Genomic DNA, 15,662 nt, shown 5'->3' with positions numbered 1-15,662 from the left:
TTTTTTCAAAGACGGCTACCTATATGTAGGTATTTTCAAAAAAATCACACCGTTAAAATTGTCAATACAATTCCTAAAATAATGGCTAAAAACTTTTTGATGTTAAAGCTATGGTTTTCAGAACCTTCAAATAAAATAATCGTAGAAATATGTAAAAAAACACCAATAATTATGGCAGTAATTTCTCTGTTATAAATGGAAAAAAAGTCGATTTTATCTGCAACTAAAACCCCTAAAGGACTCATTAATCCGAAAACTAAAATATAGATAAATATGGTTTTTTTGGCAAAATTGGAGTGCATTAAATAGGTTGTCAATACAATTGCAATCGGAATTTTATGAACGATAATTGCCCATAACAAATTATCATTAGCATGTTCAATAGGCAATCCCTCAGAAAAAGCATGAATACACAAACTGATAAAAAGCAACAATGGAAATTTATTTTCATTACCATGTATATGAATATGTCCATGTTCTGCACCTTTAGAAAAAGATTCTAAAACAGATTGCAACACAATGCCAATCAAAATTAAAAGTCCTATTGTTTTTGAATCATTATCTCCTGTAAAAACTTCGGGCATCAAATGTAAAATGGTGATAGAAAGTAAATACGAACCGCTAAAAGCCAATAGCAAACGTACTATTTTTTTAGGTAACTTTATAAAAATCACTAAAAAAGCACCAAGCAAAACAGAGAGTAATAATAAAATATAGGTCATTGTGCAATTAAAATTAATCTTTTAGAATTGGTTTCATCAAAGGTGTTCAGTTGATAATCTCCAAAAACATACTGTAAGTTCAATCCCACTTTTTCGAAGAAAGTAGTCATTTTTTGAAGATCTAAATATTTAACTCTTTCTGTAAAATGATGATGTTCACCATCAGCAAAAAATGCAATATGCTTTAAAATAAAACCATCTACAATTTCTCTCTGAATGTGGAATGAAATTCCATCAACTATTTTAGTTTCTTCGGTAACTAAAGTGTCTTTTACAAAAGAAGCATTTAAAAAATCAAAAACAAAAAATCCGTTTTCTTTCAAACAATTTTTTATGTTTTGCAACACTAAAATATCTTCTGAATCTTCTTTAAAATACCCAAAACTAGTAAATAAGTTAAATACTGCATCGTATTGTAAATCAAAGGGTTCTCTCATATCTTGTATGATGAACTTTAATTTTTGATTTTCAAATTTTTTTGCAAATTGAATGCTATTTTCAGACAAATCTGCACCAATAACTTTATAGCCTAATGAATTTAAAAAGACGGAATGACGTCCTTTTCCACAAGGTAAATCCAACAACAACGCATTTTCAGGAAGTGGTAAAAATTGGGTGATATTTCTCATAAACTGTTGCGCCTCAATATCATTTCTGTCTTTATACAAAATATGATAATAGGGCGTATTGAACCAATCAGTAAACCAATCTTTTGTTCTCATGAGTTTTTTGGTAATGTAAAAGTAACCAAATCTTAGATTAGAAAAAATGAATTTGTGATTTTCTGAATTTTCGATGTTAGAAAATGTATTTTTGCATAGAAATTTAGCAATATGAATACTGATTTTAAAATGGTGGCTACTACAATTTTCGGTTTGGAAAACGTTTTGGCTGATGAATTACGAAAATTAGGTGCCCAAGATGTTCAAGAGGGCATAAGAAGTGTTTCTTTTAAGGGAGACAAAGGTTTTATGTACAAGGCAAATATTGCTTTGAGAACGGCAATCCGTATTTTAAAACCAATCAAAGTCACTAAAATTTATGATGAAGAAGATTTGTATGATGCCATTAAAAAAATAAAATGGGATGAATTTTTAAAGGTTGATGGTAGTTTTGCTGTTGGTGCAGTAGTTAATTCTCCTAATTTCACAAATAATTCGCATTATATTGCTTTAAAATCGAAAGATGCCATTGCTGATTATTTTAGGGATAAATATCAAAAAAGACCAGATGTTGATTTGGATTATCCCGATTTAAAAATTCACGTGCATATCCAAAAAGATTTGTTGACAGTTTCTTTGGATTCTTCAGGCGATTCTTTGCACAAACGTGGGTACAGAACAGCCACAAATATTGCGCCTATCAACGAAGTTTTGGCAGCAGGAATGGTGTTATTGTCTGGTTATATTGGTGATGAAAATTTCATAGATCCTATGTGTGGTTCTGGAACAATTTTGATTGAAGCAGCCATGATTGCCAATAATATCCCAGCAAATATCAATAGAAAACATTTTGCTTTTGAAAATTGGAAAGATTATGACGAGGATTTGTATTTTACCATTCAAGATGCATTGTTAAAAAAAATAAGAAGTTCTCATTTTAAAATTATGGGATTTGACAAAGCTCCCTCAGCCATTGTAAAAGCAAAGCAAAACATCATTTCAGCCAATTTAGAGGAATTTATTGGTGTGCATCACGTAAATTTTTTCAATTCTAAAAAAGAAGTTTTTGGCAATACAACCATTTTGTTCAATCCGCCTTATGGTGAGCGTTTAAATGTTGAACTTGCTGAGTTTTATAAGAAAATAGGAGATACCTTAAAACACAATTATCCAGGTTCAACAGCTTGGTTAATTACTTCAAATATAGATGCTCTCAAACATGTTGGTTTAAAAACATCCAAAAGAATTCCATTAAAAAATGGAGATTTAGATTGTAAGTTTGTGCGTTATGATTTGTATGAAGGTTCTAAAAAAGCGTCTAAAAATAATTCAGACGCCCTTTAGAATATCAATGAAGATTGATGGTTTTTCGAGCATTGGAAATTTGCCACAATTGTCTATCAAGTGTGTTTTTTTAATATCTAAAAAATCATTAATTATATTAGGTGTTTCATTATCTACTGATGATTTTTCAATTCCCCATATAATTTCGATAGTTGCTGTTGTATTTTTAATAGCCTCTAACCATTTATTAGAATATTGTTGAATTTCAACAATCCAATAATTTATGAAATTCAATGTTTTTAATCCATCTTCATAGGTAAGTAATTTCCAATAAATACTTAATTCTTCGTCGCTAATAGAGTTTTCATCATTAAAATTTTTACGAATATATTTTTTAAACATTTCAAATGAACTTGAAATTTTTAAAAAGGTATCATTGATGTATTTTATAACGAAATCTTGTGTTTGCCTGTCAGGACTCAATTCAATAGAGAGACTTGTATTTAAAAGCCAAATCTTATTTATTTTTAAATAAGAAAATCCTGATGAAATAATAGATAAAATTTCACACAAAACACCAGTACCAAAACCTTGAGCAATGATTGAAACTTCTTTTATTTTTAATTTTTGAAGTAAAGTTAAAATTATTTCTGCTTGTTGAATCATTGAAAAATAATAATTGGTTGGTTTTGAAGAAAGTCCAAAACCAACCAAATCGGGTATCACCATTCGATACGTTAATTTTAGCTCATCTATTACTTTATGGTAATCGTATGAACACGATCCATAACCGTGAATCACTAAAATTATTTTTTCACCCACTACAGTATCTATGAATGATACCCTTTGCCCTAACAATTCAATTGTTTGATGCTTGGTTGACCAATCTTTAATATTCATTTGCTTCTTTTATGCAGTTGCAAATTCGTATTTGTAAGAATGATAAATTGATTGGTCTAGCTCTTTTAAAACCATCAACAACCAATTTATAGGTTCTTTATCTAAAACAAAACAGTTTTTATTTTCGATAATTTCTATATTATTGTGATGATTTGAAGCTATGTTTAGTAAAATATTTTTGATGTTAGAAAGGTCGTCTTTGCGCCAAAAAATCTTGACAGGAATATTGGTTTCTTTTAAAGCACCCATCCATCTATGCCAATACAAATAACTTTCTTCATTATAACAGCATAAAACCAAAGCTTCTTTTTGATGTTCTAATTCATTGAATTTTTGCCAAATTCTATCAATTTTTTCTTTGTCTTTGTACTTGTTGTTTTCTCCAGAAAGTTGATAAAAATGATTACTCTTGTAATTCATTAAAATATCTTTGTATTTCGCTATTTTTTTATTGTTTATAAGCGAAGTAATAGTATTTAAGTCAGAATAAATATCATTTGATATACTATTACAAATTAGTAGTTTTTTGATGTTAAAAGAAATGAAATTAGCATTTTTCTTGTATAAGATTTCTTTTGCAACCTTAGAACCATAACCGTCTGCTAAAATTGTAAAGCTTTTTAAATTTAATTTTCTCCAAAGTTCAATACACACATTTGCTTGATCCATTAATGAAAAGCAATACGTATCTGGCAAGTCAGAAAAACCAAATCCAAAATGGTCATGAATAATTACTCTGTAATATTCGCTTAAAATTGGGATAATTCTATTGTAATCATAAGTTGTTGAAGGATATCCATTAATGATTACTAATGTTTCTTTTGATGAAGTTTCATCTTCTGCTGTGTCTATGACAAATAAATCGTTGTTGTTAATACGAACGAATTTGCCATAACTCTTCCACTCTTGTGCAGTCATAATTTACGGGGGATTAATTATTAACTTAATAATGTTATGTCATGGCAAATATACTATTTTATTTTAAAGAATTACTATCAATCTCATATTTTTTTTAAATTTAATGGTTATTTTACATTAATTTAATAGTTTTCTTTAAATAACTTCCGGTTTTTTTTAAAAAATATTCTATGTGAATTGTTTTTTATTTTTTTTAAATCTATACAATAATATCATAACTTATTTTTAACCAATTATTTTTTGAGTAATTTTGGACTAAATTTTAATCAAATTGACTTCACCTTTCTTTATTGATGTTGTTTTACCCATTCCTATACAAAAGGCATATACTTATGCAGTTACTGAACAAGAAGCTGCTTTTTTGAAAAAAGGAATGCGTGTTGCAGTCTCTTTTGGAAGTAATTCTATATATACAGCCATTGTTTTGGAAATTCACCAAAATGCACCAATGCTATATGAAGCTAAAGAAATTCATCAAATTTTAGATGAAACTCCAATTGTTTCTGAATTTCAATTGAAACATTGGGAATGGATTTCATCTTATTACATGTGTTCTTTAGGAGAAGTTTTTAGAGCTGCATTACCATCAGCTTTGTTGCTAGAAAGTGAAACAGTTATATACAAAAATCAGGCCTTTGATGATGAATCTTTATTGAATGATGAAGAGTTTTTAATTTTTGAAGCATTGCAGCATCAATCCCAAATAACGATTCAACAAGTTTCTGATATTTTAGGAAAGAAAAAAGTAATGCCGATTATCAATCAATTGATTAAAAAATCGGTTATCTATATTAAAGAAGAAATTTACGAGCAATACAAACCAAAATTGGAGAAATATGTTCGTTTACATGCAAAATATTCAGATGATCAATCATTACAAAAATTACTTTCTGAACTTTCAAACGCGAAAAAACAACATTTAGCTGTACTTACTTTTTTTCAATTAAATTCCTCAAAAAAAGCTATTAAAGCAAAAGATTTAGAGAAAAAAGCAGGCATTTCTAGTGCAGTTTTAAAAGCATTGGTTGAAAAAAATGTTTTTGAATTGTATCAATTACAAGTTGATAGAATTTCATTTGATGGAAGCTCAAATTCTTTAAAAAGTTTGAACGAATTTCAAGAAAAAGCATTCTCAGAAATCAAAAATGAATTCAAAGAAAAAGAGATTGTATTGTTACATGGCATTACGAGTTCAGGAAAAACAGAAGTGTATTCAAAATTGATAGATGAGCAATTACAAGCTGGAAAACAAGTTCTTTTTTTATTGCCCGAAATTGCCTTGACAACTCAAATTATAACGCGATTACAAACGTATTTTGGCAATCAAATTTCCGTTTTTCATTCCAAATATTCCATGAATGAAAGAGTAGAAGTATGGCACAATGTGTTGGATAATAAACCTAAAGCCCAAATTATTTTAGGCGCCCGTTCAGCGATTTTTCTGCCATTTTCCAATCTAGGATTGATTGTTGTTGATGAAGAACATGAAACATCTTACAAACAATTTGATCCTTCTCCAAGATATAATGCGCGTGACGCAGCTATTGTGTTGGCAAAAATGCATCAAGCAAAAATAATTCTTGGTTCAGCAACTCCTTCTTTAGAAAGTTATTTCAATGCCAAACAACAAAAATATGGATTTGTATCACTTCATAAACGTTTTGGAGAAGTAAAGATGCCTAAAATTGAGTTGATAGACCTCAAAGAAAAACAGCATAAAAAACAATTAAAAGGACATTTTTCTGATACCTTATTGCAATATATTCAGAACGCTCTTGATCAAAAAGAGCAAGTCATTTTATTTCAAAACAGACGTGGATTTTCTCCAATTGTTGAATGCACTTCTTGCGGCTTTTCACCTCAATGCCCAAATTGCGATGTTTCGTTAACTTACCACAAATTTAAGCAAGAATTGCGCTGTCATTATTGCAGTTATCAACGTGCAATGCCCAATAGTTGTGGTGCTTGTGGAAGCAATACTTTAGATACAAAAGGTTTTGGAACGGAACAAATAGAGTTAGAATTGAAAGCGTTATTCCCTGATTATGTAATTGGCAGAATGGATTTAGATACCACTCGTGGTAAATTTGGCTATCAAAAAATTATTGGTGCTTTTGAAGCTCGAGAAATTGATATTTTAGTAGGAACTCAAATGCTTTCTAAAGGATTGGATTTTGATAATGTGTCTTTAGTTGGCATTTTAAATGCTGATAATATGCTTAATTTTCCTGATTTTAGGGCTTATGAACGCGCATATCAAATAATGGTTCAAGTTTCTGGAAGATCAGGAAGAGCTCAAAAGCAAGGAAATGTTGCTATTCAGACCTATAATCCAGAGCATCCAATTTTACAGCAAGTTGCTAGTACAGATTATGAAAAAATGTTTCATGAGCAACTGCAAGAGCGATTAAAATTCAAATATCCACCTTATTTTCGATTGATAAAAATTACCCTAAAACATAAAGATTACACCAAAGTAGATTTAGGAATCAATTGGCTTTTTAAAACATTGCAAGGCGTATTTGGAGAACATGTTTTAGGACCTTCAGCCCCATCAGTTTCAAGAATTAGAAACCAACATATTAAAAATTTGGTGATTAAAATTCCGCCAAAACAATCACTTTCTGCTACAAAAAAACAATTACAAAAAATTCGAAATACCTTTGAGGCCGTGAAAGAGTTTAGGTCGATTCGTTTTGTTATTGATGTTGACGCTTATTAAATGTATTTACACTTATTTTGTCTTATTGATTCTCAAATAAATAAGTTCATTTATTGGTGTATAAATTAGTATAAAAGCTTAAAATTTATTATATTCGGAATGTTTTTGAGAGTGATACAGAAATATTTGTTTTTTTAAAAAAGTAATTTTGTATTTCTATGTCATTTTATAAATGTTATCTGAAATAACAATGAAAAATTCCCCGGACCAAATTTTACATAAAGAAAACGTAAAATTGTTAAAAATTCTTCAAAATCTTCCTTTAGGTTTGAGTATTGAAGATGGTAATTCTTTATTTTTCAACAAAGCTTTGGTTGAAATGATTGGATATACTCCAGAAGAGGTTCCTGATGAAGAAACTTGGTATCAAAAAGTTTATCCAGATGAATCCTACAGAGAATTTGTGAAAAAGGAATGGAAAGAAAAGGTTTTAAACTCTCATAAAAATTCTCATAAATCACAACCAATTCAAACAAAAGTTCTTTGTAAAGACGGAACATTTAAAATTATTGAAAGTATTTATCAAAATGTTGAAAATGAATTTATTACATTGTATAAAGATGTCACAGAACAATATAAAACAGAAGAAAAACTCAAAGAAATCAATAAAAAAATTTCTTACCAAAATCAAGAGTTAGTAAGCTCAAAAATACAAATTCAAAATAGTGAGCGAAAGTTAATAGAGGCACAAAAAGCTTCAAAAACAGGTAATTGGGAAACAGATTTAGAAACTTTACAAGTAATTTGGTCGGCAGAAACTTATGCTATTTTTGAGTTAGATGCAGCAACATTCAGTCCAACTCATCAATCATTTTTAAAATTTGTACATCCAGATGATAAAGAAATGGTTGATAATGCATTTATAAAATCTTTTGAATCAAAAACTTACAATTCAATTGAACATAGAATTATTACATCAAAAGGAAATACAAAATATGTAGAAGAACGTTGGAAAGTTTCTTTTGATTTTGAAGGAAAACCAAAATTAGTTTTTGGAACCTGTCAAGATATTACTGAAAGAAAATTAATTGAGTTGGAATTGATTGAAACAAGATTAAAAGTTGAGGAAAATGAACATCGATTAAAGTTAGCTGTTTCTGCTGCAAACCTTGGTGTTTGGGAGGGATTTATTGAAGAGAAACTAATGATTTTTGATGATAAAATGTTTGAAATTTATGGAATCGAAAAAATAAATAATAATTTTCATTACGATGATTGGAAAAAGATTTTACATCCTGAAGATAAAGAGAGGGCCGTTTTTGAATCTTATTTGATACTCGAGAATAATGAACCTTTTAATAGTACTTTTAGAATCATTAAAAGTGATGGTCAAGTTGCTCATATTAAATCAGATGCAATAGTTATCAAAGATGAAAACGGAAATCCGCAGCGAATAATAGGTGTTAATAGAGATATTACAGAAATAATACGATCTGAAAATGTTTTAAAAGAAAATGAATTAAAATATAGAACGTTATTTGAAAGTTCTGATGATGCAATTTTGCTTTTGAAAGATAATAGGTGGGTTGATTGTAATGAAAGTGCCATAAAGCTATTTGGATCTAGCAGAGCACAATTATTGAGTAAAAATTTATTTAGTTATTTTCCAAAATATCAACCAGATGGAACGCCTTCTAAAGAAGGAGCACTTCAAAAAATAGCGTTATCCTCTGGTGGAAGTTCTCAACATTTTGAATGGGTTCATTGCAAAGAAAATGGCACAATGTTCACTACAGATGTTAGGCTAAATCAACTTGAAATAGAGGGCGAAAAATACATTCAAGTTATATTGAGAGATATTAGTGAAGCAAAAATTCTTGAAAATAAATTGAATGAATTTCGATATTTTTTTGAGAAAAGTAATGATTTATTGGCAGTAACAGATGTTGATGGCTATTTTGAATATGTAAATGCTTGTTTTCAAAATACATTAGAATACACTGAAGAAGAATTACGACAAAAAGAATATGATGAAATTTTTGTGCCAGAATTTATAGATGATGCGCGAAAAAAAGCAGTAGATCTCAGAAGCGGAATTGCTCTTGAAAATTATTCAGCTAAAATGCTCAAAAAAAATGGAGAATCAATTTGGGTTGAATGGAACGTCTTTATAAACGAATTTTCAGGAAAATTTTATGCAATTGGGCGTGATATTTCTGAATGGAAAAAACATGAAGAGGCACTAGCTTTAGCTTCGTTAATTGTAAATTCAAGTCATGATGCAATTATGAGTATTTCAATTGATAATAAAATTATTTCATGGAACAAAGGTGCAGAAAAAATGTTTGGATATCAAAAAGAGGAAATTATTGGAAAATCGATATTTCAATTAATACCTGAAAATATTCGGACAGAGCAATTTGAAATTTCTGAAAAAATAACTTCTAATGGATTGTTAGATTATTATGAAACACAACGTATTAGAAAAGATGGAAAAATAATAGATGTTTCTTTAACGGTTTCTCCAATTTTAGACGAATCAGGCAAATTAATCGCAACCTCTAAAATCATGAGAAATATTACTTCTCAGAAAAATATCGAAAAAGAGAAAAAGCAAATTGTCAATGATTTGATTCAAAGAAATAGAGATTTAGAACAATTTACCAACATTATTTCTCATAATTTAAGAGCTCCAGTTGCCAATATCATCGGAATCAATGATTACATGATGCAAAAAGATATATCTGAAGATAAAAAACATGCATTAGATAATGCAATGAATCAGTCAGTTTTAACTTTAGATAATGTAATTAGAGATTTAACCCTTATTCTTCAGGTGCGAAGAGACATCAATGAGCAAAAAACAGATGTTTCATTTTATGATTTGGTAGATAAAATCAAAACATCCATCTCTAATGAAATTATTGATAAAAATGTGCAAATTCTTGTTGATTTTAGTCAAATCGATACTATGACAACAATTAAAAGCTACCTTTACAGTATCTTTTTTAATTTGATAAGCAATAGTATCAAATACAGACAAGCAGATAAAATTCCTGTTATTGAAATTAAAAGTGAAAAGGTTGCATCGAAAATAATTTTAAAATTCAAAGACAATGGTCTCGGTTTTGATAACGTTAAAAGTGGCAATCAAGTTTTTGGACTTTACAAGCGTTTTCATAAGCATGTTGAGGGCAAAGGAATGGGCTTATTTATGGTAAAATCGCAAGTAGAATCATTAGGAGGAAAAATTTCTGTTACGAGTGAATTGAATGTAGGTACAGAATTTACTATAGAATTTAATTTATAAAAAGTAAGATGAAAAGTCAGGTACGATTTGTTTTAGTTGATGATGATGCAATAAACAATATGCTGAGTGAAATTTTAATTGAAGATGAATTTCCAGGAGTAAAAATCATTTCATTTATTGATCCTGAAGATGCTATTGAATATTTAAGTTCAACAGATACAACAGAAGAAAATGAAAAAACATTTTTGTTTTTAGATATTAACATGCCTTTAATGACTGGATGGGAGTTTTTAGAGCGGTTAGAACAAAATAAGATTCAAATGAAAGATTCATTTTTTATTTACATGCTTTCTTCATCAGTAAATAAAGATGATGTTGATAAATCTGCAATGAATTCAAATGTGGTGAGTTTTGTAGAAAAACCTTTAAATTTCGAGTTTTTAAGTCAGCTTTCAACAACTTTTTCATTAAAATAATGGTGATAAAAACATAAAATTCTAGTATGGATTTAAAAAATAGCATAAATATAGATGTAAGAATTGACAAATATGTTGTTCTTTTCATCATTGGTTCATTAGTTTCTGTTTCCAATATTTTTTCTCAATTTAAACCTATTTATGCTGAGGAAATTCAAGCAATCAAAACTTTCGAAAAAATTTACTTACCGCCAAAAAATCCCATTGTTTTCGTTGGAAGTTCATCCATTAGATTGTGGAAAAATATTGAAAAAAAGTTCGAAAAATACAAGGTTATCAATAAGGGTTTAGGAGGTGCTCAAGTAAAGGACATTATTCGTTATGCAGATCAACTTATTTTTGATTATAAACCGAGTCAGATTGTATTGTATATAGGTGAAAATGATTTAAAATACCCTGTAAATTCATCAGATAGTATTTTTGAAAATACAAAAAAATTACTATCAATGATTCGTGAAAAAATGCCTGATGTTCCTGTAGTTTATATTTCTATAAAACCAAGTCCTGCAAACGATTTATATAGAAATAAAATGATTCAAACCAATAATTTGATGAGAAAATATATAGAAACCGAATCAAATATGACGTTTGTTGATGTTTATAAAGACATGCTAACATCAAATGGTGGCTATCGTCATGAATTGTTTGCAAGTGACAAACTTCATATGAAAGCTGAAGGATATAAGATTTGGCAGAGAATACTAAAACCCTATTTGCTAAAACAGCCTCGCTAAAATACTAAGCAAAATAGCAATTCAATAAATTTCTCATTTTATTAGTTAAAAAATCGATTTCGTGATAATTTATTGCCAAAAAATCAACTAATTAAAGTTTCTAATAAACTTCACATAAAAACACATTAAAATCTGCAAATATTTTAAGAATTATGAATAATCAACGTATTTTTATGGCCGTAAATCAGACACATTTAAAATCATGAAAATAGGGATTCCTAAAGAAATTAAAAACAACGAAAATAGAGTAGGGATGACTCCTGCTGGTGTTTTTGCTTTAAAAAAACACAATCATACTGTATATGTGCAATCAACTGCAGGTGAAGGAAGTGGTTTTTTAGATAAAGATTATGAAGAAGTAGGTGCTATTATTTTACCAACTATCGAAGAAGTGTATGCTTCTAGTGAAATGATTGTTAAAGTAAAAGAGCCTATTGTATCTGAGTATGATTTGATTCAAGAAGATCAAGTTATATTTACGTATTTTCATTTCGCATCTAGTGAAGAATTGACCAAAGCAATGATTCGTAGAAAAGCAATTTGTATTGCTTATGAAACTGTTGAAGATGAAGACGGAACCTTGCCGTTATTAACTCCGATGTCTGAAGTAGCTGGAAGAATGGCAATTCAACAAGGAGCAAAATACTTAGAAAAACCAATCAAAGGTAGAGGTATTTTATTAGGAGGTGTTCCTGGAGTTGCTCCTGGAAAAGTATTGATTTTAGGAGCTGGTGTTGTTGGTGTACAAGCTGCGAAAATGGCTGCAGGATTGGGGGCAAGTGTAACCATTATGGATATAAACATGAAACGTTTACGTTACTTAAATGATGTTTTACCAAACCATGTAGTTACTGCTTTCTCAAATGAATACAGTATTCGTCAACACATTAAAACACACGATTTGATTATTGGTGGAGTTTTGGTAAAAGGAGGAAAAGCGCCAAAATTGATTACAAGAGACATGTTGAAAGAAATGAAACCTGGAACTGTAATTGTAGATGTTGCTGTAGATCAAGGGGGATGTTTTGAAACAACTAGACCAACTACACATCAAGATCCAACGTATATTATTGATGATGTTGTGCATTATTGTGTGGCTAACATGCCAGGTGCAGTTCCTTACACATCAACATTAGCATTAACAAACGTTACTTTAAATTACGTATTGAAAATTGCAAACTTAGGATGGAGAGAAGCTTGCAACATAGATAAAACTTTAGAAAAAGGATTGAACATTGTAAAAGGTGAAATCGTTTACGAAGAGTTATTACATGCTTTTGAAGCATAAAATTCTATAAATTTTAATAAAAAAGGTAAGTGTTTCATTTACCTTTTTTTTGTTCCCATTCTTTTCTCAAATCAGTAGATAAAATACCTGTTCCATCATGTTTCCATCCTGGAGGTTTTACCAAGTATTTCAATCGATTTACAAAAGTAGTTTTTGATGTAAAAGCATCCTTAAACATCTGAATCCATTCTTTAAAAGCCACTTTTACAGGATTGTACGTATGTATGTTTTTTACCAAACCATATACTGGCTTTTCAATTTCAGGCTCAAATGTTCCAAACATTCTATCCCAAATGATAAAAATACCTGCATGATTGCGATCCAAATATTGAGGATTTGTTGCATGATGCACTCTGTGATGGCTTGGCGTATTAAAAATAGCCTCAAACCATTTGGGCAATTTTTCTATCAATTCTGTGTGAATCCAATATTGATATAACAAACTAATTGAAATTTGAACCAACACCATTATAGGATGAAAACCCAATAATATCAGAGGAATCCAAAAAATAAAAGAGTAAAAACTTCCTGACCAAGTTTGTCGTAAAGCGGTGCTTAAATTATATTTTTGAGAAGAATGGTGCACCACATGGCTTGCCCAAAACAAACGATTTTCGTGACTCGTTCTATGAAACCAATAATAACAAAAATCTTCTGCAAATAAGACTAAAATCCATGACCACCAGGCAAAAGGAATAGTAAAGAGTCTGTATTGATAAAAAAATAAAAACACAGTCAATACCAAACTTTTCGAAATCAATCCTAAAAAAACATTTCCCAAACCCATAGCTATTGAAGTGGCAGCATCTTTAAACTCATATTCTTCAAGTCTTATTTTAACCGTTAAAATCACTTCTATAATTACGGTAATTATAAAAAAAGGAATCGCAAAATGGATTAAATTGGGTATTTCTGGTATTTGCATTTCATATTATAATTGTTCTCGCAATATAAAAAAATTTAAACCAAAATAAGTAATTGGTAATTCCTAAAAAGTTACTATATTTGCACCCTTAAAAATAAACAATAAATATTTACTTATGAATCATTACGAAACTGTTTTCATTTTGAATCCCGTTTTATCTGATACTCAGATAAAGGAAACAGTACAAAAGTTCGAAGACTATTTGGTTTCTAAAGGTGCCGAAATGATTTCAAAAGAAGATTGGGGCTTAAAAAAATTGGCTTATCCAATCCAAAAGAAAAAAAGTGGTTTTTATCACTTATTTGAGTACAAAGTTGCAGGCGAAGTTATTGCACCATTTGAGTTAGAATTTAGAAGAGATGATACTGTAATGCGTTATCTAACTGTAAAATTCGACAAACATGCTGCTGCTTGGGCTGAGAAAAGAAGAGAACGTGTTAAATCTGCAAAAAAATAAGTCATGGAAACTATTGAACAACAATCAAAAGGAGGTAAATCTGCTGATGTGAGATATTTAACACCTCTTGACATTGAAACCAAAAAAGAAAATAAATACTGTAGATTTAAGAAAAAAGGAATTAAATATATCGATTATAAAGATGCCGATTTCTTATTGTATTTAGTAAACGAACAAGGTAAAATTTTACCAAGACGTTTAACAGGAACCTCATTAAAATATCAACGTAAAGTGGCTCAAGCCATCAAAAGGTCTCGTCATTTAGCTTTAATGCCTTACGTTGGTGATATGTTAAAATAATTAAGAAGTAGATATTATGGAATTGATATTAAAACAAGACGTAGAAAATTTAGGATTTAAAGACGATGTAGTAACTGTAAAAAACGGTTATGGCAGAAACTTTTTAATCCCTACAGGACAAGCAGTTTTAGCTACTTCATCTGCAAAGAAAGTATTAGCAGAAAACTTAAAACAACGTGCTTATAAAGAAGCAAAATTAATTGCTGATGCAAACAAAATTGCAGAAACAATTAAAGGATATGAAATTAAAATTGCCTCAAAAGCTGGCGGAGACAAATTATTTGGTTCTGTAAGCAATATTGATTTAGCTGAAGCTATTGCAAAAGCTGGAACTGAAGTGGATAAAAAATTCATTAAAGTGACAGGTGGTACTGTAAAAAGATTAGGTAAATACGAAGCTTCTGTTAGATTACACAGAAACGTAGTAGCAGATATTACTTTTGAAGTAATTGCTGAATAAATTTACTCTATTATCAAACAAAAGCTCGTTAGAAATAACGAGCTTTTTTTAATTCAATACCTTATGAAATATCGTTTGTTAACCAAAGAACAATTCGAAAGTTTGCACCAAGAGTTTGCCATTTTTTTAGCTTCACAGAGCATTGATGTAAACGAATGGGCTGAAATTAAAACCCAAAAACCTGAAGTAGCTTTAGAAGAAATGAAAGTTTTTTCGGATGTTGTTTGGGAAGACGTTTTAACAAAAGCAATCTATTTAGAGCATTTTTCCGAAACTTCTGCCAATTTTTTTAAATGCGATGCAGATAAAATTCACAGAATCGCCATTAAAATTACTTGGGACATCAATCTATTAACTCAAGAAGGTTTTGAATGGTTGATGAAAAATCCGTTAGATAATTCTGTTGAAATATTTAAAGGAAGTAAACAATACACAGCAGAACGAAATACAGAAATTTTTGATCTTATAGAAAAAGGAAGTATCATTTCTAATGGTGAGATTTTCGAGTATTTTCAGGGATTTATATAAGCTGTTTTAACATTCTCTATAATCAATTCGTCGACACTTTTCTGCTATTCATCGATACTTTTTGGTGAATAGAGCCTTTCTATGTTTAAAAATGAG

Annotated in this window: 15 protein-coding genes; 10 read left to right on the top strand and 5 right to left on the bottom strand. The window is 29.6% G+C overall.

The genetic code is table 11. The features are described 5' to 3' along the window. Nucleotides 1-44 precede the first annotated feature (44 nt). Both WHA43_RS03170 and WHA43_RS03165 read right to left on the bottom strand, forming a co-directional pair. Nucleotides 45-722 (bottom strand): ZIP family metal transporter, encoded by a 678-nt coding sequence (locus WHA43_RS03170; protein ID WP_105045699.1) that lies wholly within the window; start codon nucleotides 720-722, stop codon nucleotides 45-47. Beyond that, nucleotides 719-1,444, bottom strand: coding sequence for a class I SAM-dependent methyltransferase (locus tag WHA43_RS03165; RefSeq protein ID WP_105045698.1), 726 nt, complete (start codon nucleotides 1,442-1,444; stop codon nucleotides 719-721). The genes WHA43_RS03170 and WHA43_RS03165 overlap by 4 nt, the downstream gene beginning before the upstream one ends. A 111-nt stretch (nucleotides 1,445-1,555) precedes the next feature. Between WHA43_RS03165 and WHA43_RS03160 the strand changes: the two genes are divergently transcribed. Continuing rightward, nucleotides 1,556-2,728, top strand: a complete 1,173-nt coding sequence (locus tag WHA43_RS03160) for a THUMP domain-containing class I SAM-dependent RNA methyltransferase (RefSeq protein WP_105045697.1) — start codon at nucleotides 1,556-1,558, stop codon at nucleotides 2,726-2,728. Here WHA43_RS03160 and WHA43_RS03155 read toward each other — a convergent pair. Both WHA43_RS03155 and WHA43_RS03150 read right to left on the bottom strand, forming a co-directional pair. Continuing rightward, on the bottom strand, nucleotides 2,714-3,568 hold the full coding sequence (locus tag WHA43_RS03155) for an alpha/beta hydrolase (protein ID WP_105045696.1): 855 nt from the start codon (nucleotides 3,566-3,568) through the stop codon (nucleotides 2,714-2,716). The genes WHA43_RS03160 and WHA43_RS03155 overlap by 15 nt on opposite strands. Nucleotides 3,569-3,577: 9 nt before the next feature. Beyond that, nucleotides 3,578-4,486: an alpha/beta fold hydrolase gene (locus WHA43_RS03150; RefSeq protein WP_105045695.1), complete on the bottom strand. Its 909-nt coding sequence runs from the start codon at nucleotides 4,484-4,486 to the stop codon at nucleotides 3,578-3,580. A gap of 271 nt (nucleotides 4,487-4,757) precedes the next feature. On the opposite strand from WHA43_RS03150, the gene priA reads away from it, so the two are divergent. From priA to ald, 5 genes are all read left to right on the top strand, one after another. Continuing rightward, the gene (gene priA / locus WHA43_RS03145) at nucleotides 4,758-7,208 is read left to right on the top strand and encodes a replication restart helicase PriA (RefSeq protein ID WP_170039503.1); all 2,451 of its coding nucleotides are present in this window, start codon (nucleotides 4,758-4,760) and stop codon (nucleotides 7,206-7,208) included. A gap of 190 nt (nucleotides 7,209-7,398) precedes the next feature. Then, a complete protein-coding gene (locus WHA43_RS03140; protein WP_170039501.1) occupies nucleotides 7,399-10,458 on the top strand; it encodes a PAS domain S-box protein in 3,060 nt (1,019 codons plus the stop codon). A gap of 8 nt (nucleotides 10,459-10,466) precedes the next feature. Continuing rightward, on the top strand, nucleotides 10,467-10,874 hold the full coding sequence (locus tag WHA43_RS03135) for a response regulator (RefSeq protein ID WP_105045693.1): 408 nt from the start codon (nucleotides 10,467-10,469) through the stop codon (nucleotides 10,872-10,874). A gap of 26 nt (nucleotides 10,875-10,900) precedes the next feature. Continuing rightward, nucleotides 10,901-11,608: a GDSL-type esterase/lipase family protein gene (locus WHA43_RS03130; protein WP_105045692.1), complete on the top strand. Its 708-nt coding sequence runs from the start codon at nucleotides 10,901-10,903 to the stop codon at nucleotides 11,606-11,608. Between the two features lie 202 nt (nucleotides 11,609-11,810). After that, nucleotides 11,811-12,896, top strand: coding sequence for an alanine dehydrogenase (ald, locus tag WHA43_RS03125; protein ID WP_105045691.1), 1,086 nt, complete (start codon nucleotides 11,811-11,813; stop codon nucleotides 12,894-12,896). Nucleotides 12,897-12,930: 34 nt separating this feature from the next. Here the strand turns inward: ald and WHA43_RS03120 are convergent, their stop codons facing one another. After that, on the bottom strand, nucleotides 12,931-13,821 hold the full coding sequence (locus WHA43_RS03120; protein WP_105045690.1) for a sterol desaturase family protein: 891 nt from the start codon (nucleotides 13,819-13,821) through the stop codon (nucleotides 12,931-12,933). 115 nt (nucleotides 13,822-13,936) lie between these two features. On the opposite strand from WHA43_RS03120, the gene rpsF reads away from it, so the two are divergent. The 4 genes from rpsF (at nucleotide 13,937) to WHA43_RS03100 (ending at nucleotide 15,566) form a co-directional block, all read left to right on the top strand. Then, a complete protein-coding gene (gene rpsF / locus WHA43_RS03115) occupies nucleotides 13,937-14,278 on the top strand; it encodes a 30S ribosomal protein S6 (RefSeq protein ID WP_105045689.1) in 342 nt (113 codons plus the stop codon). Between the two features lie 3 nt (nucleotides 14,279-14,281). Beyond that, the gene (rpsR, locus tag WHA43_RS03110; RefSeq protein ID WP_105045688.1) at nucleotides 14,282-14,578 is read left to right on the top strand and encodes a 30S ribosomal protein S18; all 297 of its coding nucleotides are present in this window, start codon (nucleotides 14,282-14,284) and stop codon (nucleotides 14,576-14,578) included. 16 nt (nucleotides 14,579-14,594) lie between these two features. After that, nucleotides 14,595-15,038 (top strand): 50S ribosomal protein L9, encoded by a 444-nt coding sequence (rplI, locus tag WHA43_RS03105; RefSeq protein WP_105045687.1) that lies wholly within the window; start codon nucleotides 14,595-14,597, stop codon nucleotides 15,036-15,038. Nucleotides 15,039-15,101: 63 nt separating this feature from the next. Then, a complete protein-coding gene (locus WHA43_RS03100; RefSeq protein WP_105045686.1) occupies nucleotides 15,102-15,566 on the top strand; it encodes a DUF6495 family protein in 465 nt (154 codons plus the stop codon). The last annotated feature ends 96 nt before the right edge of the window (nucleotides 15,567-15,662 follow it).

Origin of the sequence: Polaribacter gangjinensis (assembly GCF_038024125.1) — a bacterium.
Classification (GTDB): Bacteria; Bacteroidota; Bacteroidia; order Flavobacteriales; family Flavobacteriaceae; genus Polaribacter; species Polaribacter gangjinensis.
The sequence above is the reverse complement of the archived record's forward strand: the minus strand, read 5'-3'. Positions and strand labels throughout refer to the sequence as shown.